At 40.4% G+C, this 18,076-nt stretch carries 12 protein-coding genes; 9 read left to right on the top strand and 3 right to left on the bottom strand.

Translation table 11 applies throughout. The annotated features are described in order from the left end of the window. Nucleotides 1-93 precede the first annotated feature (93 nt). From JK629_RS03860 to JK629_RS03845, 4 genes are all read left to right on the top strand, one after another. Nucleotides 94-2,361, top strand: coding sequence for a Periplasmic ligand-binding sensor domain-containing protein (locus JK629_RS03860; protein WP_202337314.1), 2,268 nt, complete (start codon nt 94-96; stop codon nt 2,359-2,361). Nucleotides 2,362-2,603: 242 nt separating this feature from the next. Beyond that, on the top strand, nt 2,604-4,274 hold the full coding sequence (locus JK629_RS03855) for a tetratricopeptide repeat protein (protein ID WP_202337313.1): 1,671 nt from the start codon (nt 2,604-2,606) through the stop codon (nt 4,272-4,274). 92 nt (nt 4,275-4,366) lie between these two features. Beyond that, nucleotides 4,367-6,676 (top strand): T9SS type A sorting domain-containing protein, encoded by a 2,310-nt coding sequence (locus JK629_RS03850; RefSeq protein WP_202337312.1) that lies wholly within the window; start codon nt 4,367-4,369, stop codon nt 6,674-6,676. 312 nt (nt 6,677-6,988) lie between these two features. After that, nucleotides 6,989-9,829: a VPS10 domain-containing protein gene (locus tag JK629_RS03845; protein ID WP_202337311.1), complete on the top strand. Its 2,841-nt coding sequence runs from the start codon at nt 6,989-6,991 to the stop codon at nt 9,827-9,829. Between the two features lie 52 nt (nt 9,830-9,881). Here JK629_RS03845 and JK629_RS03840 read toward each other — a convergent pair whose 3' ends face one another. Next, the gene (locus tag JK629_RS03840; RefSeq protein ID WP_202337310.1) at nt 9,882-10,466 is read right to left on the bottom strand and encodes a hypothetical protein; all 585 of its coding nucleotides are present in this window, start codon (nt 10,464-10,466) and stop codon (nt 9,882-9,884) included. 254 nt (nt 10,467-10,720) lie between these two features. Here JK629_RS03840 and JK629_RS03835 point away from each other — a divergent pair, with 254 nt between their 5' ends. From JK629_RS03835 to JK629_RS03820, 4 genes are read left to right on the top strand one after another with little or no spacing between them, the layout of a single operon-like run. Then, a complete protein-coding gene (locus JK629_RS03835) occupies nt 10,721-11,383 on the top strand; it encodes a succinate dehydrogenase cytochrome b subunit (RefSeq protein ID WP_202337309.1) in 663 nt (220 codons plus the stop codon). A gap of 11 nt (nt 11,384-11,394) precedes the next feature. Then, nucleotides 11,395-13,398, top strand: coding sequence for a fumarate reductase/succinate dehydrogenase flavoprotein subunit (locus tag JK629_RS03830; RefSeq protein ID WP_202337308.1), 2,004 nt, complete (start codon nt 11,395-11,397; stop codon nt 13,396-13,398). Between the two features lie 30 nt (nt 13,399-13,428). Continuing rightward, complete coding sequence (locus tag JK629_RS03825) at nt 13,429-13,791, top strand: four helix bundle protein (protein ID WP_202337307.1); 363 nt, start codon at nt 13,429-13,431, stop codon at nt 13,789-13,791. A gap of 39 nt (nt 13,792-13,830) precedes the next feature. Beyond that, a complete protein-coding gene (locus JK629_RS03820; RefSeq protein ID WP_202337306.1) occupies nt 13,831-14,577 on the top strand; it encodes a succinate dehydrogenase/fumarate reductase iron-sulfur subunit in 747 nt (248 codons plus the stop codon). Between the two features lie 55 nt (nt 14,578-14,632). Here the strand turns inward: JK629_RS03820 and JK629_RS03815 are convergent, their stop codons facing one another. Then, the gene (locus JK629_RS03815) at nt 14,633-16,885 is read right to left on the bottom strand and encodes a tetratricopeptide repeat-containing hybrid sensor histidine kinase/response regulator (RefSeq protein WP_202337305.1); all 2,253 of its coding nucleotides are present in this window, start codon (nt 16,883-16,885) and stop codon (nt 14,633-14,635) included. Nucleotides 16,886-17,079: 194 nt separating this feature from the next. Between JK629_RS03815 and JK629_RS03810 the strand changes: the two genes are divergently transcribed. After that, nucleotides 17,080-17,733, top strand: a complete 654-nt coding sequence (locus JK629_RS03810) for a transglutaminase domain-containing protein (RefSeq protein WP_202337304.1) — start codon at nt 17,080-17,082, stop codon at nt 17,731-17,733. Between the two features lie 54 nt (nt 17,734-17,787). On the opposite strand, the gene rpmA is transcribed toward JK629_RS03810, so the two are convergent. Continuing rightward, a complete protein-coding gene (gene rpmA, locus JK629_RS03805) occupies nt 17,788-18,051 on the bottom strand; it encodes a 50S ribosomal protein L27 (protein WP_045081398.1) in 264 nt (87 codons plus the stop codon). Between the last annotated feature and the right edge of the window lie 25 nt (nt 18,052-18,076).

Raw genomic sequence — 18,076 nt, 5'->3', positions numbered from 1 at the left:
AAAATGCGCACGGAGACAAATTAATTTCAAATTTTGTACATTAGAGGAGGTAGGGTTTTTTAAGCTATGGCTGTCTTTTTAAAAAGAATACATATGAAAACAAAGGTACTTATCAATTTTATTTTATTCTCACTTACTTTACAAACCTTCGCCCAAGATCCCAATTGGGAATATCTTCGTAAGGAAAATACAGGTATTGGCGGAGCGTTGCACTATGTGGTACAGGGCGATGCCTTTGGCAATATTTGGACCGGTGGTTACGAATCTTCCGAGGAAGGCAGTTTGGTCCGCATTGCATCTACGGACACCGTTTACACCAATTGGTCCACATATTCCGAAGAATATCTTCCCAATGGCTTGATATATGACATAGCTTTTGACAGCACCGGAATTATATGGGTAGGGTCTGAAGCTGGCATTACAACATCTGGTGATGGTTTGGTGTGGACGCACTACGATGCTTCCAATACACCTTTTACAAGCACTGATGTAGTTGGCATTGCAATAGGAGCCGGAGATACTGTGTGGACGGCCCATGGCGATTCAGCTTTAGGGGGCGTGGGTTATTATGATGGCTCCAACTGGAACTACTACACTTCTGCAAATTCTGGACTGCCTTCTGGCTCTAATTTAAGAGATATTGTTGTTGATGCCAATGGTGTAAAGTGGATTGCTTCCGATAACGGTTTAATTTCATTTGACGGTACTACTTGGCAACATTACACAACTGCCAACAGTGGTCTTTCAGATAATGATGTTTGGGAAGTGGCGCTTGATGACCAAAATCGAATGTGGGCTCTGGTAGGAAATGCGGTGGATATTTTTGACGGCACAGTCTGGACTCAGATTAATGAGAGCGATTGGCCTATTTCCAATGTTCAAGCACGCTCTTTGGCTATTCAAGGAGAGCAGGTAATTATTGCCGAAGGCGCCAGTTCCAGAGTATTATTATTTGATGGCACAACTTGGACTTCCGAATATATGAATTTAAGCATATTTGATTCATATATTGATGATAGTGGAACATATTGGATCTCTGGCTATGGCGAAGTGGCCAAAAATGATGGGACTGGCTGGATTAGTTATACGGGTTATAACACTGGACTGCCAACCAATTTTAACGAAGATATTTTTATAGACAGCAAGGGCCGCAGATGGTTTGCCAACGGTAATGGCGGAATCCAGGTTTTTGACTGTCCTAAGTGGGAGGTATATGGCCCTGAGAACGGGGGGTTATTCCCCAATCCACAGACCCTGTACTCCACAACCATTGGTACTTCAATCACGGAGGATGCCGATGGTGATATTTGGTTTTCTTATGATGGTACTTCAGGGTATATTATCCATGTGCCCAATGGTGATTATTGGGATTATGCCTCCTGGACTACTTATGATAATACCAATTCTACCCCCTATCTTCAATTTATCGGAGAATTAAATGCAACGGATGACGGTAAATTGTTCGCACTGGCTGATAATAATGCCATTATGTTTGATAAAGTTGCCGACACTTGGACCGTTTGGAACATGTCAAATGGGTTATCGGGCCCTCCATATAGTTTGGGGTCTCGCGGCAATGCCATGTATGTTGGTAGCTATCAAGGAATAGATGTGTTTGAAAATGGTACATGGTCAAATATTGACTTGACCCCACAAGGGATTGAACATGTACTCCATATTGCCTTTGATGCAAATGACAATATGTGGCTCGGCACAACTACTGGATTGTGGAAGTTTGATGGCGCCACTTGGACCAACTGGAACGAAAGCAACAGCAATATTGCCGCTGATTATGTGTCAGCCATTGATTTTGATGCAGACAATAATATCTATATCAGTGCCTACAATACTTTCAGCTGGCCTTATTACGGCGGTTTTTCTTATTTTGATGGTACAGGTAATACCTTCACTACTTTTTTAGATGGTAGTTCACCACTTGCACACAAGCAAGTAGAAGATATTGCGGTTGATTCTTTTGGAAACGTTTGGACCTTGACGCAGAGTGAAGGCTTTACACTTTATAATCCTAATGGAATTGAGGGTTTTGAATGTATTGACAGAACTTTGGAAAGGACACTTAGCACGGGCGATATAACTTTTAGTGAAGAATTGAAGGCCATAAACTATCCAAACCCCTTTTCCGAAACAACTACTGTAACTTTTGCTGCTGGAGATACAAGCCCCGTGACTGTGGAAGTATTTGATGTATTGGGAAGAAAGATAAAATCCCTGAAAATAAAAGAAGTTGTGTATGGGAAAAACACTTTCGACTTAAATCTATCACAGCACACAAATGGAATTTATTTCTGTAAAATAGCTTCAAGCAAATGGAGCACCACAGTGAAGCTTATAAAAAATTAAGCTTATTTCATATATATTTAAAAAAGGCGCCTTGAGCGCTTTTTTTATTAGGAAATTTCATTTGTCCAAACCTTCTCGCTTGAGGCAGCGACATTCCATTCATCTTAAGAAAAAAGTGCAGCGTTTTTCTGGTTTTTTTACGGTTATTCTTAAAAGAAATGTACATTCACATTAGGAAACAAAACAGCCCCAACTTTTCATTATTTTTGAACCTTTTTCAAGCCGAAACCTAAACTGTATAGATGCCCAAAAATAAGTTGATATTTTCCGTTATTTTAATGTTGTTTCTTGCTCTGCACGTCAAAGCCCAAGTGCCAAAAGAAGCGTGCGACAGCCTGATTGCAAAAGGGGTAAGATTGATGTTGGACGGCGAGCACGCACAATCTTTGGAACTCTTGGTGAAGGCAGAGGCGATGGCACAAGAGAACAACTGGCACAAGCAACATTTTTTGGCCGTAAATAATATTGGCGCAAACTATTATTCTATGTTGGACCTGGGCGAGGCGTTAGACAATTATCTGGAAGCCTATACCATCGCCATTAAGGAACTTGACGATAAATATGAAATGATTGTGCTTAACAACATAGCCATTTTGTATTTAAAAGAGGATAAAATTGATCAAGCCCAAGAATATTTCACAAAGGCCTTTACCATCGCTTCAGAAAATACCGATTCTACCAAAATTGCCTTCTATGCTGTAAATTTGGGACTTGTGGCAAATAAAAAAGAAGAGCTGAAAAAAGCCGAAAATTATTTTGCCCAAGCTATTCCGTTGCTTAAGGAAAGGCCAGATATTATTCACAAAGCCTATTTGGGCAAAGCAGAAAACCTAATGCTGAAAAAGCAGTACACCCCTGCGAAGGAAATCCTGCAGCCCCTCTCGCTCTTGGAAGATAAAAGCCAGCATGAAACAAAAATATATGCGCTCCAATTGCTTTCTCAAATAGCGAGGGAACAAAATGATATAGCACAGGCACTAGATTATGCAAATGCCATTCTTAAAAATTCAGATGATGTTGAGGACCGTTTGGAGGCCTTTCAACACTTGGCGAAGATTTATTCCCAGGCCGAGCAATATCAGGAGGCACTGGCGGCAAAAGATTCGGTTTTAAATACCACCCAAGCACTGAATGCGATTAAGAACGGTCGCCTTTTTGAAACAAACAGGGTAAAATTTGAAATCCAGGAATATCGAAATCAATTGCAGGAAAATGAGGAAAAACTAGAAGCTGAACGCACTATGTTCAACATCATCCTCGCTGCCGCCATTATCATCATTTTATTGATCGCGTGGGCCCTCCGAAATAGCTACATACGGGGAAAACAGCGAAAGGTAATCCACGCCCGCAGCCAAGAACTTATGGCACTCGCGCTGGAAAAAGAAAAGAGTGATAAACTGCTATTGGAAAAAAAACTGAAGGAAGAAGAAGCAAGGGCGCTGTTGGAAGAAGAAAGGTTAAAAAATGAAATTGAAGCCCGCAACCGAAAGCTATCTGCCAAGGCACTACATTTATTGGAAAGAAACGAACTGCTCACCTCGTTGGTATTCGAACTGGAAGATTCGCAAGGTATGCAGCAGCAATCAAAACTAAATGCCTATATAAGAAAACTGAAGGGCCTCATACAATCGGATAATGAATGGGAACAATTTATCAAGCATTTTGAGGAAGTAAACCAAGGGTTTTTAAGCGCAGTAAAAGAAAAACATCCAGAGCTTAATGCCAATGACCTCCGGTTTATCTCTTATGTGTATATGAACCTCACCACAAAGGAAATTGCCAACATCCTAAACATTACCGATGCCGCTGCCCGAAAACGCAAAGAGCGCATTTCTCGGAAAATGGATCTTGAGGATAGTTCATTGCTATTCGGTTACCTCTCACACATTCAAATTGAAGTATCACATTTTTGACAGAACATGTCACACTATTTCACGGTAATTTTTTTGGCACGTTGCAATTATTTTCAACATTTGGCCGAAATTAATTTAAACCAAAGAATAGCATGAAACAATTAATTATCTTTTTTACAATAGTGGCTTCGTTTCTTAGCGGGACCATTTCGGCACAATCGCAAATTTCCTATGAAGGGTCCAATGATTATGGCCGTATGTACAATATTATTTACCACCCTACCATTGAAAATAAATTATATGCCGTCACCTTGGGCAACCATATTATGCAAAGCGATGATAAGGGCGAAACTTGGCAGATACTTTACAGCTATCCCGCAAATGGGGTATTCTTGGAAAATTTCAAAATGCTTTCTGAGAATATCTTGACCTTTTCCGCCCAGTATAATGCTAACATGGCGGACAATGCAGTGTATTTTTTTGATGTAACCTCCGGGGAAATTACACGGCAATATACCCCGCCAATTACTTCGGGCGCTGCCAAAACTTGGATAAGCTCCTATTCAGTTTTTGAAGCCAACCCAGATATTGCTATAGTGCACCAATCCTATAGCATTGGCCTTTCGGGCTATTCCAAGGTATATTATACCGCTGATGCTGGGGCTACTTGGGCAATGATTTATTATAATGTGGACAATAATGGTATTTTTCCCAATAATGTAGCCATTAGCCCAGACAACTCCGAAAAACTCTTCATCGCAAGAGGTGCGGGCCCAAATAATGACGAAGGTGGTCTGTTAATATCAGAAGATGCCGGTGTAACTTGGGAAGAGAAAATGCCGGACAACAACTTTAGTGTCATAACCTTCCATCCTCAGGATGCAGACAACATCCTTTTGGGAACTTTTATTGGAAACGAAAACCTCGGGCACGCCCAAAACCTCTACCGCAGCTTAGACGGAGGGGAGACCTGGAACATAATTCCCATTGCTTGGGAAGAAGGAACCTTGGACAATATTACGGGCATCATCTACAATCCATTAGATTTGGACAACATCCTTCTTATGGAAGAAAATGAAGTGGTACTCACTGAAGATAATTGGGCTACCCATACCAAGACCGTATATCCATTAGATAATTTGGAAGGATATTATTACGGCATCCACGCTTCCTTCAGCCCTTTTCAAAATGGAGAACTGTTTGTGAATGCAGATTACTATCCCTTGTTTTCGGAAGATGGCGGCACCACCTTCAGCCTAATGTACAATCCATTTTATGTTGCCGGTATGGCAGGCTTTCAGCAGGACGATGACGACCACCTTTTTCACAGTGTACAAAGGGGACTGGTACACAAAAACCTAACAACAGCCCAACAAAATGCGTATGGTGTTGAACCCATTAACCTTGTGTTCAATAGTGATGCTCCCACTTATATGATAGATAGGGTAACTACTGGACGCGTATATAAATATGGGGGAAACTTTAGCGGATCCTACCTTGAAGTAAGTGATGATTTCGGAAGCACTTATTCCGTATTGCATATGAATTTTTTCGATCAGCTCATTAATCTAACTACAGACCCCAATAACCCTAACGTTATCTGGGCACTGTTTTTAAACGAAGGCGGATTGGTAATAGACTTCAACGATATCAATAATCCTGTGGTAACACCAGTAACCTTACCGGAAGCCGATATTCTTACCGATGTGTTTATTGATGAAAACAATTCAGACAACGTTTTTATTACCGTAGGGGCCCACGTGTACCGTTCCGAGGATGGAGGCGCCACTTGGGAAGAAATGAGCAACGGACTGGGCATCAACCCTGTTACCGATATTATTTTTGATATTGAAAGAAACCCTTTCAACACTGAAGAATTTACCGTAACCGCAAGCAATGGTATTTACAAAACCACCGATAGCGCTGCCAATTGGGAGCAGACCCACCAAACAAATAATGTGAGAAAAGTGGAATATTCCCCATTAAATGAAAATCATGCAGTGGCCACCATCCCATCGGGTGATGGTATAGATAGTAAAATTATGTACACAACAAATGGGGGCGAAACCTGGGTGGCACTTCCATTTGAAGCTATTGCCTATGTAGGTTCGGGGAGTATGGCCTATAAATTTCACGAAGAAAGTGTAGATGCATACATTGCTACTTTTGATTTGGGAATTATTAAATACACAATTGATCTCTCAGCACTTGGAACACCCGACTTTATGGAAGGCGGCAATCCATTTGTGGTTTACCCAAATCCGGCAACTACCACTATAAATATAAAAGAGAACGGTGGCAAAATTGCCGCAGTTTCTATATTCAACAGCTTAGGGCAGGAAGTGATTAAACCCACTGCTATGCAACAAATTGACATCCAAGCATTGAATGCCGGCGTCTATTTTGTTCGAATCCAAAACGTTGAAGGCAACTTTTATGTGAAGCAGATTGTTAAGCAATAGCAAGTAGTTTTATTACCAACTATTAGGCAAGACCTCCGTCCCATTCAGGGATGGAGGTTTTGCTATTTAATGGTTTATTGAGGTGTTTATTTTAAATTATGCACCAAATCCCCCATTACTTATAGCCTCCTTTCGTTCATTGCGCAGAAGAAGTACTTCTTCTCAATAAAAGGTAAAATTTAGTATATAAAGAGTGTACAACTCAGCCTAAGGCTTAAAGCTCGCTCTTCACTCTTCGCTAATTCCCCATAAAGAAAACAATTGCAAAACCCGCCCCATTTATTTACCTTCCACTTTTTAAAACCAGTCTCAATGAATAAACTTTTCCTTTCGGCGCTTTGCCTTGCTACCGCAGTAGCCTTTTCACAACAACCCGCCACTCCCGCAACCGCCGTACAAACAGGGCTGAAACAAAAAACTGAATTTGCGCAGGCCTCTCCAGTAAAAAATCTACCCTTTAAAAGCATAGGCCCCACTATTATGAGTGGCCGCGTGGTAGATTTTGCCGTAAACCCAAACAATCACATAGAGTTTTACGTGGGCTACGCCAGTGGTGGGCTTTGGTACACTAACAATAACGGCACTTCCTTCACACCAGTAATGGACAGCAGCCCCACCCAAAATGTAGGCTGTGTTGCGGTAGATTGGCAAAACGGAACCATCTGGGTTGGCACGGGTGAGGTGAATGCTTCCCGTTCCTCGTATGCTGGAATTGGTTTGCTGAAAAGCGACGACAAAGGCAAAACCTGGCAAAATATGGGGCTTACCGATAGCCACCACATAAGCAGTATTCTTATAAATCCAACAAATCCAAACGAAGTGATTGTGGGCGCGGTGGGGCATTTGTATTCCACAAATGACGAACGCGGCGTTTTCAAAACCACCGATGGTGGGAAAACCTGGAACAAAACCCTTTTTAGAAATGATGAAACGGGTATAATTGAAATTTCAGCCAATCCCAAAAATTTCAATACGATGTATGCCACGGCGTGGGATAAGGACCGAAAGGCGTGGAATTTTGACGGCAGCGGCGAGGGCAGCGGCGTTTACAAAAGCACCGATGCGGGAAGCACCTGGACCAAGGTTTCCACAGAAAATAGCGGTTTGCCAGCAGGAAAAGGCATGGGCCGTATGGGCACTGCCGTGGTGGATGACAATACGGTATATTTAATTGTTGACAACCAATTTCACCGAAAGGAAGAACCCAAAAAAGAGGAAACGGATATCCTTACCAAAGACGATTTTAAAACAATGGACGTGGCTGCCTTTCTGGCCTTGGATGATAAAAAGCTGAACCAATTTTTAAAAATGAACGGTTTTCAGGAAAAATATCGCGCCGAAAACGTAAAGCAAATGATTCGTGTAGGCACTGTAAAACCTGAAGATTTGGCAAAATATCTGGAAGATGCCAACAGCCAGTTGTTTGATACGCCGGTAATAGGCGCTGAGGTTTATAAAAGTACCGATGGCGGCATAACGTGGAATAAAACCCACGAAGGCTTTTTGGACGATCTGTATTATTCTTACGGCTACTACTTCGGAAAAATTCACGTGGACCCCAGCGATGCCAATAAAATATATGTGTACGGCGTACCCATACTAAAATCTGCCGATGGCGGAAAAAACTTCACAAGCATCAGTGCAGATAACGTACACGCAGACCACCACGCGCTGTGGATAAACCCTAAGATGTCCGGCCATTTGATTGACGGTAACGACGGTGGCGTAAACATAAGTTATGACGATGGCAAAACCTGGATAAAGAACAACGCCCCAGCAGTGGGCCAATTCTATTCCGTAAATGTAGATCACGAAAAAAACTATAATGTGTACGGCGGGTTGCAGGACAATGGCGTTTGGGTAGGGCCACACGATTATGAAGCAAATCCAGGCTGGATGCAGGACGGCAAATACCCGTATGAGTTCCTCATGGGTGGCGATGGCATGCACGTGCAGATTGACAATAGAAATAGCGATATTGTTTATACAGGATTTCAGTTTGGCAATTATTATAGGCTGAATAGAAAAGGAGGAGAGCCAGTTTATATTCAACCAAAACACGAACTGGGCGACAGTCCGTACCGTTTCAACTGGCAAACACCTATTCTGTTGAGTCCCCACAATCAAGACATTCTTTATTTGGGCGGAAATAAATTAATGCGAAGCATGAACCAGGGCGATGATTGGACGGCCATTTCGGAAGATTTAACGCAAGGCGGAAAATCCGGAAACGTAGCCTACGGAACCCTGACCAGCCTGAGCGAATCGCCCTTCCAATTTGGCTTGCTCTACACCGGTAGCGATGATGGTTTGGTGTACGTTTCAAAAGATGCGGGCGGTAGTTGGACGAAAATTTCGGACACCTTTCCAAAGGATCTTTGGGTGAGCCGCGTGATTGCTTCTTCACATAAAAAAGAAAGGGTGTATGTTACACTGAACGGCTATCGTTGGGATGATTTTAAACCCTATGTGTATGTGAGTGAAAACTATGGAACTACTTGGAAAGACATCAGCAGCAATTTGCCAACATCTTCCGTTAATGTCATAAAGGAAGATCCCGTAAATGAAAACCTATTGTATTTGGGAACCGATAACGGCGCGTATGTTTCCTTTAATCGCGGTGAAAGTTGGGAAGTATTTTCAAAAGAACTTCCAAATGTTGCGGTGCACGATTTGGTAATTCAGCCAGAAGCAAAACATTTGGTTTTGGGAACACACGGGCGTTCGCTTTATACTGCCGATATTGCATTGCTTCAAAAGTTGAATGAAACCAATAAAAATGAGGTGGTGGTTGCGGAAATGGAACCCGTAAACTTTTCACCGCGCTGGGGAAGCAAATTCAGTACTTGGGGCGAAGTTTATGAACCGGAAGTCAAGATTCAGTTTTACAGTCCGCAAGACGGAAAGGCATCCATCACCATCAAAACAGAAGAAGGGAAAGAATTGCACACTATTTTTATGGATGCAACCAAAGGCGTGAATGTGTTAAACTATGACCTTTCTATTTCTGAAAAAGCAAGTAAAGCTTTAGATAAAACCGATAACAAATTGAAAAAGGCCGAAAACGATACCTTTTATCTCCCCAAGGGAAAATACAAGATCGCAATAGCCATGGGAAGCAATGCTGCAACGCAGCTTCTCGAAATAAAATAGCAATAAAAAAAAGAGGCCTCAGCCTCTTTTTTTAAAATCTATTTATGGAAAATTACATTCCGTAGTTTGGATTCATCTTTTTCCACTCTTTGTACTTTTCGTACTGTGCGGGCTTTAGAATGTCATAAAGAATCCCATCACGTTGCTTTAACAAGTCCTTTTGGTCTATAGTTAAGCGCATATCCTTGTTTTGCATACTATCAATATAGTCTGCATAGCCGCGCTGGTATTTTAAAACTTGGTCTTCACTCATGTTTACATAGTCGTACATAGAAGTCATATCTACTTTCTTTAGTCCAATCCAGTAAACTTCAATTTCGTTATCATTAAGTTTACGTGGAGCGGTAGAAGTCATAGTGCTCTGCTGACTCGCTTTTTTATTAGAATTCATATCGGCACTAGTGGTATTGGACTTATTCATAGTCCAGTCAGTAGAGGTAGGTGTTGGAGCATTGGTGGAACTGGTTGTTTGGTCAGAATTTCTGTTCCATCTATTGTCATCCGGATCGGCCACCTCTCTAATGGTTCCTTTTGTATCGGGCGTATTTTCTACGCTCGTAGTTGCTGTTTGCGTATTTCCGCACGAAAAAAGCGCTATGGAAAAAGTGGCAATTAAAAGTGTTCTTAATGGTTTCATAGTTTTTCTTTTTTTTTATGTTGAAAAATTAATTTACCACAATAAATACTTTAAGTAGTTAATATTTAATCAATTAACCTCGTTTTATAAAAAAAATAACATTTTTTTAAAGACTGGATTGTATTGCTTTTCAGTGCGTGAAAGAATCGGCAGGTTATATCAAGTCTAAATAAGCAAGTTGAAGCTACATTTTTTTGGCAATGGTTGCGGGGTAGTGTATTTTTGTAGTCCGAATTCTCGAAATAAAAACCATAATGGCAATATTATCCTCTTCAATTGCACGTAAAGTTGCTATGGCGCTTTCCGGCTTGTTTCTTGTCTTCTTTTTGGCACAACACTTCACCATCAATGTCACTTCGGTCATAGACCCAGATACCTTTAATAGTTGGTCCCATTTTATGGGGCACAATATTTTGGTGCAGTTTGTCCTACAGCCCGTCTTGATTTTTGGGGTAGTTTTCCATTTTATTATGGGTATTATACTCGAAATAAGAAACAACAATGCGCGACAGATCAGTTACAAATCCTTTAAGGGAAACAGAAACTCTACTTGGGCCTCGCGCAATATGATTATCAGCGGCGCTGTTATTTTGGCGTTTTTGGGGCTTCATTTTTACGATTTTTGGTTTCCGGAAATAGTGTATAAATACGTTGAAGGCAACACGCTGGACGCCACGCGTTATTATCCAGAATTGGTGCACAAGTTTGAAAGCCCGGTACGTACTGGCTTGTATTGTTTGGCTTTTGTATTGTTAGCGCTTCACCTTTGGCATGGCTTTTCTTCGTCTTTCCAAAGTATGGGCTGGAGCAATAAATATTCAAGAGGATTAAGAGCATTCACACAGTTTTACGCAATATTTATTCCCTTAGGCTTTATTTTCATTGCCCTTTACCTTCATTTTAATCAACTCCACTAAAAGAAAAAGCGATGTCGAAATTAGATTCCAAAATACCCAAAGGACCCTTAGCCGATAAGTGGACAAAACATAAAAACGATATAAACCTGGTAAACCCTGCCAACAAACGTAATATTGACGTCATTATGGTGGGAACTGGTCTTGCCGGGGGAAGCGCCGCAGCAACCCTTGCAGAATTGGGTTATAACGTAAAAACCTTTTGCTATCAAGATTCTCCGCGCCGTGCACATTCCATTGCAGCACAGGGAGGTATCAACGCAGCCAAAAACTACCAAGGCGATGGCGATTCAAATTACAGATTGTTTTACGATACTATAAAAGGGGGCGATTACCGTTCACGTGAAGCAAACGTGTACCGCCTGGCTGAGGTTTCGGCAAATATTATTGACCAATGTGTGGCTCAGGGCGTTCCCTTTGCGCGTGAATATGGTGGATACTTGGACAACCGTTCCTTTGGAGGGGTGTTGGTTTCGCGTACTTTTTATGCGAAAGGACAAACAGGACAACAATTGCTTTTAGGCGCGTATTCCGCAATGAACCGCCAGATAAACCGTGGCAAAATCACACCGTACAACCGTCACGAAATGCTTGATTTGGTGATTGTGGATGGGAAAGCCAGAGGAATAATTGCCCGCAATCTGGTAACGGGAGAAATTGAAAGACATTCCGCCCACGCCGTGGTTATTGCTTCGGGAGGTTACGGAAATGTTTTCTTCCTATCTACAAATGCTATGGGAAGTAACGTTACCGCTTCGTGGAAAATACACAAAAGAGGTGCTTATTTCGCAAATCCATGCTATACACAAATTCATCCCACCTGTATTCCTGTTTCTGGCGATCATCAAAGTAAACTGACTTTGATGTCTGAATCCCTTCGAAATGATGGAAGAATTTGGGTTCCGAAGAAGAAGGAAGATGCTGAAGCTATTCGCCAAGGCAAGAAAAAGCCGAATGATCTTTCAGCCGAAGAACGCGATTATTACTTGGAAAGAAGATACCCATCCTTTGGAAACCTGGTGCCACGTGATGTTGCTTCACGTGCTGCAAAAGAGCGTTGCGACGCAGGTTTTGGAGTAAATAAAACAGGACAGGCTGTATATCTTGACTTTGCCTCTGCCATTGAGCGCTACGGAAAAGAGCAGGCTGCAATCCACGGAAACCATAATCCTAGCAAGGAAGAAGTTACAAAACTTGGAAAAAAGGTTATCGAAAATAAATATGGAAACCTTTTCCAAATGTATGAGAAAATCGTTGATCAAAATCCATACGAAACCCCGATGATGATCTATCCTGCGGTGCATTACACTATGGGCGGCGTTTGGGTAGATTACAACTTGCAGTCCACCATTCCGGGTTGCTACGTAACTGGGGAAGCCAACTTTAGTGACCACGGGGCAAACCGTTTGGGAGCATCGGCATTGATGCAAGGTTTGGCAGATGGTTATTTTGTATTGCCATATACTATTGGCGATTACCTTTCAAAAGATATCAAAACAGGAAAAATCCCAACAGATACAAAAGAATTTGACGAAGCCGAGAACAAGGTCCGCGAGCTTTTGGAGAAGTTGGTAAACAATAAAGGAACACATTCTGTAGATCATTTTCATAAGAAATTAGGCCATATTATGTGGGACAAATGTGGAATGGCACGTAATGCTGAAGACTTAAAATCTGCGATGGCAGAAATTAGAGCACTTCGCGAAGAATTCTGGAGAGATGTAAAGGTTCCCGGTGGATTGAACGAAATGAATGCCGAGCTAGAAAAAGCTACCCGCGTGGCAGATTTCTTGGAGTTAGGTGAACTTTTTGCAAAAGATGCGCTTCATAGAAATGAAAGCTGTGGCGGTCACTTCCGGGAAGAATATCAAACTGAAGAAGGAGAAGCGCTGCGTGACGATGAAAACTTTATGTACGTTGCCGCTTGGGAATATACAGGAGATCCAGGAAATGAAGTGCTTCACAAAGAGGAATTGGAATACGAGAATATTGAAGTTAAATCGCGTTCCTATAAGTAGGAATTAGCGAAGAGCGAAGAGGGTTGAAAAGTGAATTCAATAAAATCATATAAGGAATTGATTGTTTGGCAAAAAGCAATCTTACTTGTAAAAGAAATTTATTTGTTTACTGGCTCTTTTCCAGAAGAAGAAAAGTATGGTTTGATTTCCCAAATGAGACGATCAACGATTTCAGTTCCATCAAATATAGCTGAAGGATGGGGAAGAATGTCGAAGAAAAATTACATTCAATTTCTTAGAACTGCAGGAGGTTCTTTGTTTGAATTGGAAACACAAATAATTATTTCAGCAGAGCTGAATTTTAATAAGAATACTGAAAATATTGAAAGTTTAATAGTTGAAATTAGCAAAATGCTGAATGCACTGATCAAAAGCTTGAATGATAGAGAATAATGCTCTTCGCTTTTCGCTAATCGCTAAATCCTTTATAAAATGAAACTTACACTAAAAATCTGGCGTCAAAAAAACGCAACCACAAAAGGAGAGCTAAAAACATATCCTATTGACGGAGTAGAGGGTGACATGTCTTTTCTGGAAATGCTCGACGTTCTCAACGAAGGTTTAATAAACAAAGGCGAAGAGCCCGTAGTTTTTGATCACGATTGTCGCGAAGGGATCTGTGGAAGCTGTTCACTGCAAATAAACGGTGAACCCCACGGACCTGATAGATTGGTTACAACTTGCCAGTTGCATATGCGTATGTTCAAGGATGGTGACACTATTGTGATAGAACCGTTCCGTGCAAAGGCTTTTCCAGTTATAAAGGATTTGGTAGTAGATAGAAGTGCTTTCGATAGAATTCAGCAAGCTGGCGGGTATATTTCCGTAAATACTTCGGGTAATACTATTGACGCCAACACCATTCCAGTAAACAAGCATGATGCCGATGAGTCTTTTAACGCAGCCACTTGTATTGGATGCGGTGCCTGTGTGGCGGCCTGTAAGAACGCTAGTGCGATGCTCTTCACCTCTGCAAAGGTGAGCCAGTTTGCATTACTTCCGCAGGGCAGAATTGAAGCTACCGAACGTGTGCTTAATATGGTTGCGCAAATGGACAAAGAAGGCTTCGGAAACTGTAGCAATACTGGTGCTTGCGAAATTGAGTGTCCAAAAGGGATTTCCCTTGAAAACATTGCCCGTATGAACCGTGAATATTTAAGCGCGAGTTTGAAGGGATAAATAGATTACACGATAAATTTTAGAAAAAATCCTAAGTAATTTTGCTTGGGATTTTTTATTGCTCAATTGCGGTTTTTTTGTGGTAATGAAACAAATCCTCTTCGTCATCATTTAGATTGTGAAGAATTATTTTTAAAAACTTATCGGTATCATACGGTTTTACAATAATATCATTCATTCCGGAAGCTAAAATTCTGTTTCTCATTTCTTCCACTTCAATGGCCGTCAACGCCACAATAGGAATAATTTTATTGAACATTCTTACCTCTTTGGTTGTCTCAATTCCATCTTTGCCCGGCATATTGATGTCCATCAGAACGAGATCAAAGGTTTCTTGCTGTAATTTTTTTATGGCAATATCGCCACTTTCAGCGACAGCGCCGAGCATTCCGTTATTTTCAAGTATTTTCTTGGTAACTATCTGATTGATGCGATTGTCATCTACTATCAATATCTTCTTTCCGTTTAATATGCTATTGTCGTCCAGGATTTTGTCTTGAAGCAAATGTTTCAAAATTTGGAAACTTAACGTAAAGCTAAAGGTTGATCCCGCTCCGGGTTCACTTTTAAGATTAATAGCAGAACCTGATGCCTCTAGTAATTTTTTTACAATGGTAAGTCCAAGCCCTGTTCCTTGTATTTTAAAATCTTCGGAATCTACTTGCTGGAACTCCTCAAAAATGGCTCTCTGTTTTTCCTTTGGAATGCCAATGCCGTTATCCTTAATACTGAAATGTATAGTCACTTCATTTTCAGAAATTGATTCTTCTTGGGCTGAAATATAAATATCACCATTTGTGGTGAATTTAATAGCGTTGCCTACTAAATTCATCAATATTTGAGAAAGGCGAACGCGGTCGCCCACCAGAGTGTTGGGAATATTTTCTGAAATATCTACATGTAACTTGTTTTTATTTTGGACCAGGGCATATTGAAATGAGGAAACTATGGACTGGGCCAATTCCCTTAAATTAAATGGTGCTTTTATTTCCTCAAGCGTATTGGATTCTAATTTGCTTATTTGAAGCACATCATTAATAAGAGCCAAAAGGTAATCTGCCGAAAATTTTAAATTTTTTAAATCTGCTTGATGATTTTTTAGCGACTCGTCTTCCAAAAGTACAGAGCTTAGGCCAATAACACCATAAAGGGGTGTGCGCAATTCATGACTAACAGTTGAAAAAAACTTGCTTTTCGCCAAGGCCAATTTTTCTGATTTTTCTTTAGCTTTTAAATATTGTTGGTTTTTCTCTTTTAAAGTAAGAGTGAGTTTTTTTCTTCCTCGGTGCGATATGTATAGAATTATCAAAAATAGCCCCATCAAGATGACAGCGCCTATAAAAAATATAAGTAGAATATTGTTGAACAATATTTTTTCTGAAATCAATTTTTTTTCTAATTCGGCTTGCCGTGCCTGCTTTTTGTATTCATTTACGCTAAACTGTGCTGCCGCGTTCTGAATGGCCATTACTTTTTCTTTCTTAAACTGAATTGCGGTAAGGCTGTCGAATTTTTTTCGCGCTAAAAAAGCTTCCTTATAATCACCCGCTTTAAAAAGAGCCTCACTATATTCTTTATAAACTTCGGTTAAAACATCATCAATATAGTTGCCCTTTTCCGCGAAAACAATTGCCTCTTTAAAATTTTCAATAGCATCCCCAGTTTTGTTTGAGGAAAGGTTAAGCTTTCCCTGCAACAGGTTCATTTCGGTTGTTAGGCCCTTAAATTTTAAAGCTTCTATCCCTTCTTTAGCCTTATTAAAAAAGCCGTACGCCTTTTTTTTGTCGCCTTGGTTTAGGTAAGATTCCGATAGGTTGTAATACACCATAGCGACATCTAAGGTGTCATTTCTTTTTTGTGAAAGCGGAAGTGCCTTTTGAAAAAAAGAGAGTGCAGAGTCATATTTTTTTTCGGCTAGGTAAAGCGCCCCCATAAAATTATAGGCACGGGCAATTTTTAATTCGTCTTTTGATTTTTCTGAGAAATTTAAATAATCTTCACCATACTCGTGGGCATTCTTGAAATCTTTCAAGTAAATAAAAGCTGCACCCATAACATACCTTGAATAATACGCAGCACCCATATCGCCTATGAGTTCAGCGAATTTTATATTGTCAATGGAATTTAAGATTACTGAATCATATTTTCCTTCAAAAAGAAGGTAGTCCGTTCGGTCCTGCATGGTCTTGAGGGAATCCTTAAGAGCTGTGAAGGCGGTATCATTTTTAGTTGAAATTGTATCTTGGCCTTCTTGCGAAAATCCTACAGCCCAGATTAAAAGAATAGTAAGGCGTATATAGTTCAACATTCAAAAAATATTCAAAAAAATTATCTCAAGGGCACTAAAATACCACTTTATAATGAATATTGAGCCCGATTGCCGAAAGAGGGCTAGCTTATTGTTTCGGAAAATGATTTGAAGGAATTGCCAAATAAGTTTTAACACCTTCCTTTTCAATATGTTTTTAGTATTTGCGTTTTCAAGTAAATCAGTTTAGATTTATGCGAAAGCGATTGATAATTATATTTTTTTTAGGTTTTGCGGTTAATTCCATTGGACAAATAGGTTCTATAATTGGAAAAGACCACAGTAATGAAAAATCTTTTTTCCATAGTAATAAAGCTACTTTTTCTACTGCTAAACTCGCTTCTTCAATCACAAAAAACGCAACTTCCGATAAGGAAAGGGTCTTTGCAATTTATAAATGGATAGCTTCCAATATTTCTTATGATAACGAATTAAGACTCAGCCCAAAGCTTCAAAAGAAAATTTATATTTCCGAAGAAAATGTAATCAAAAAAGTTTTAGAACGAAAGATGGCGCTTTGCGGTGGCTATGCGTTTCTTTTTACAAGACTTTGTGCGGATGTTGGTATTTCAGCTGAAGTGGTGCATGGTTTCACAAAAGATTATTCGGGGAAAGTTCAAAAAAACATGCAGCCCAACCACACATGGAATGCTGTATTCGTAAACGGACAGTGGCAACTGCTTGATATTACTTGGGCTATAAGCTATGGCAATGGCAATGGGCCCGATGATTTTTGGTTCTTGACAAATCCTGCTGATTTTATATATACTCACTATCCCGAATCGCAACGGTGGACGCTGATAAAAAATTCTATTTCACTTACAGAATTTCAGAAAATTATAAAATAAAAAAACCTCCACATTAACGTGAAGGTTTTTATTTATTATCAAACAAGTGTATTACTAAGCCTCAGCGTTCGGAACGATAGAAACGTAGCTCTTGTTATCTTTCTTTTTGGTAAATTTTACAACACCATCCACTTGTGCGTGTAAAGTGTGATCTTTACCACCATATACGTTTTCACCTGGGTGGTGCGTATATCCTCTTTGTCTTACGATGATATTTCCTGCAATAGCAGCCTGTCCTCCGAAAATCTTAACGCCAAGACGTTTCGATTCTGATTCGCGACCGTTTTTGGAACTACCAACTCCTTTTTTGTGAGCCATGGTTTATACTTTTTTAATTAATGAT

Origin of the sequence: Aequorivita iocasae, assembly GCF_016757735.1 — a bacterium.
In the GTDB taxonomy this organism is placed as follows: domain Bacteria; phylum Bacteroidota; class Bacteroidia; order Flavobacteriales; family Flavobacteriaceae; genus Aequorivita; species Aequorivita iocasae.
The sequence above is the reverse complement of the archived record's forward strand: the minus strand, read 5'-3'. Positions and strand labels throughout refer to the sequence as shown.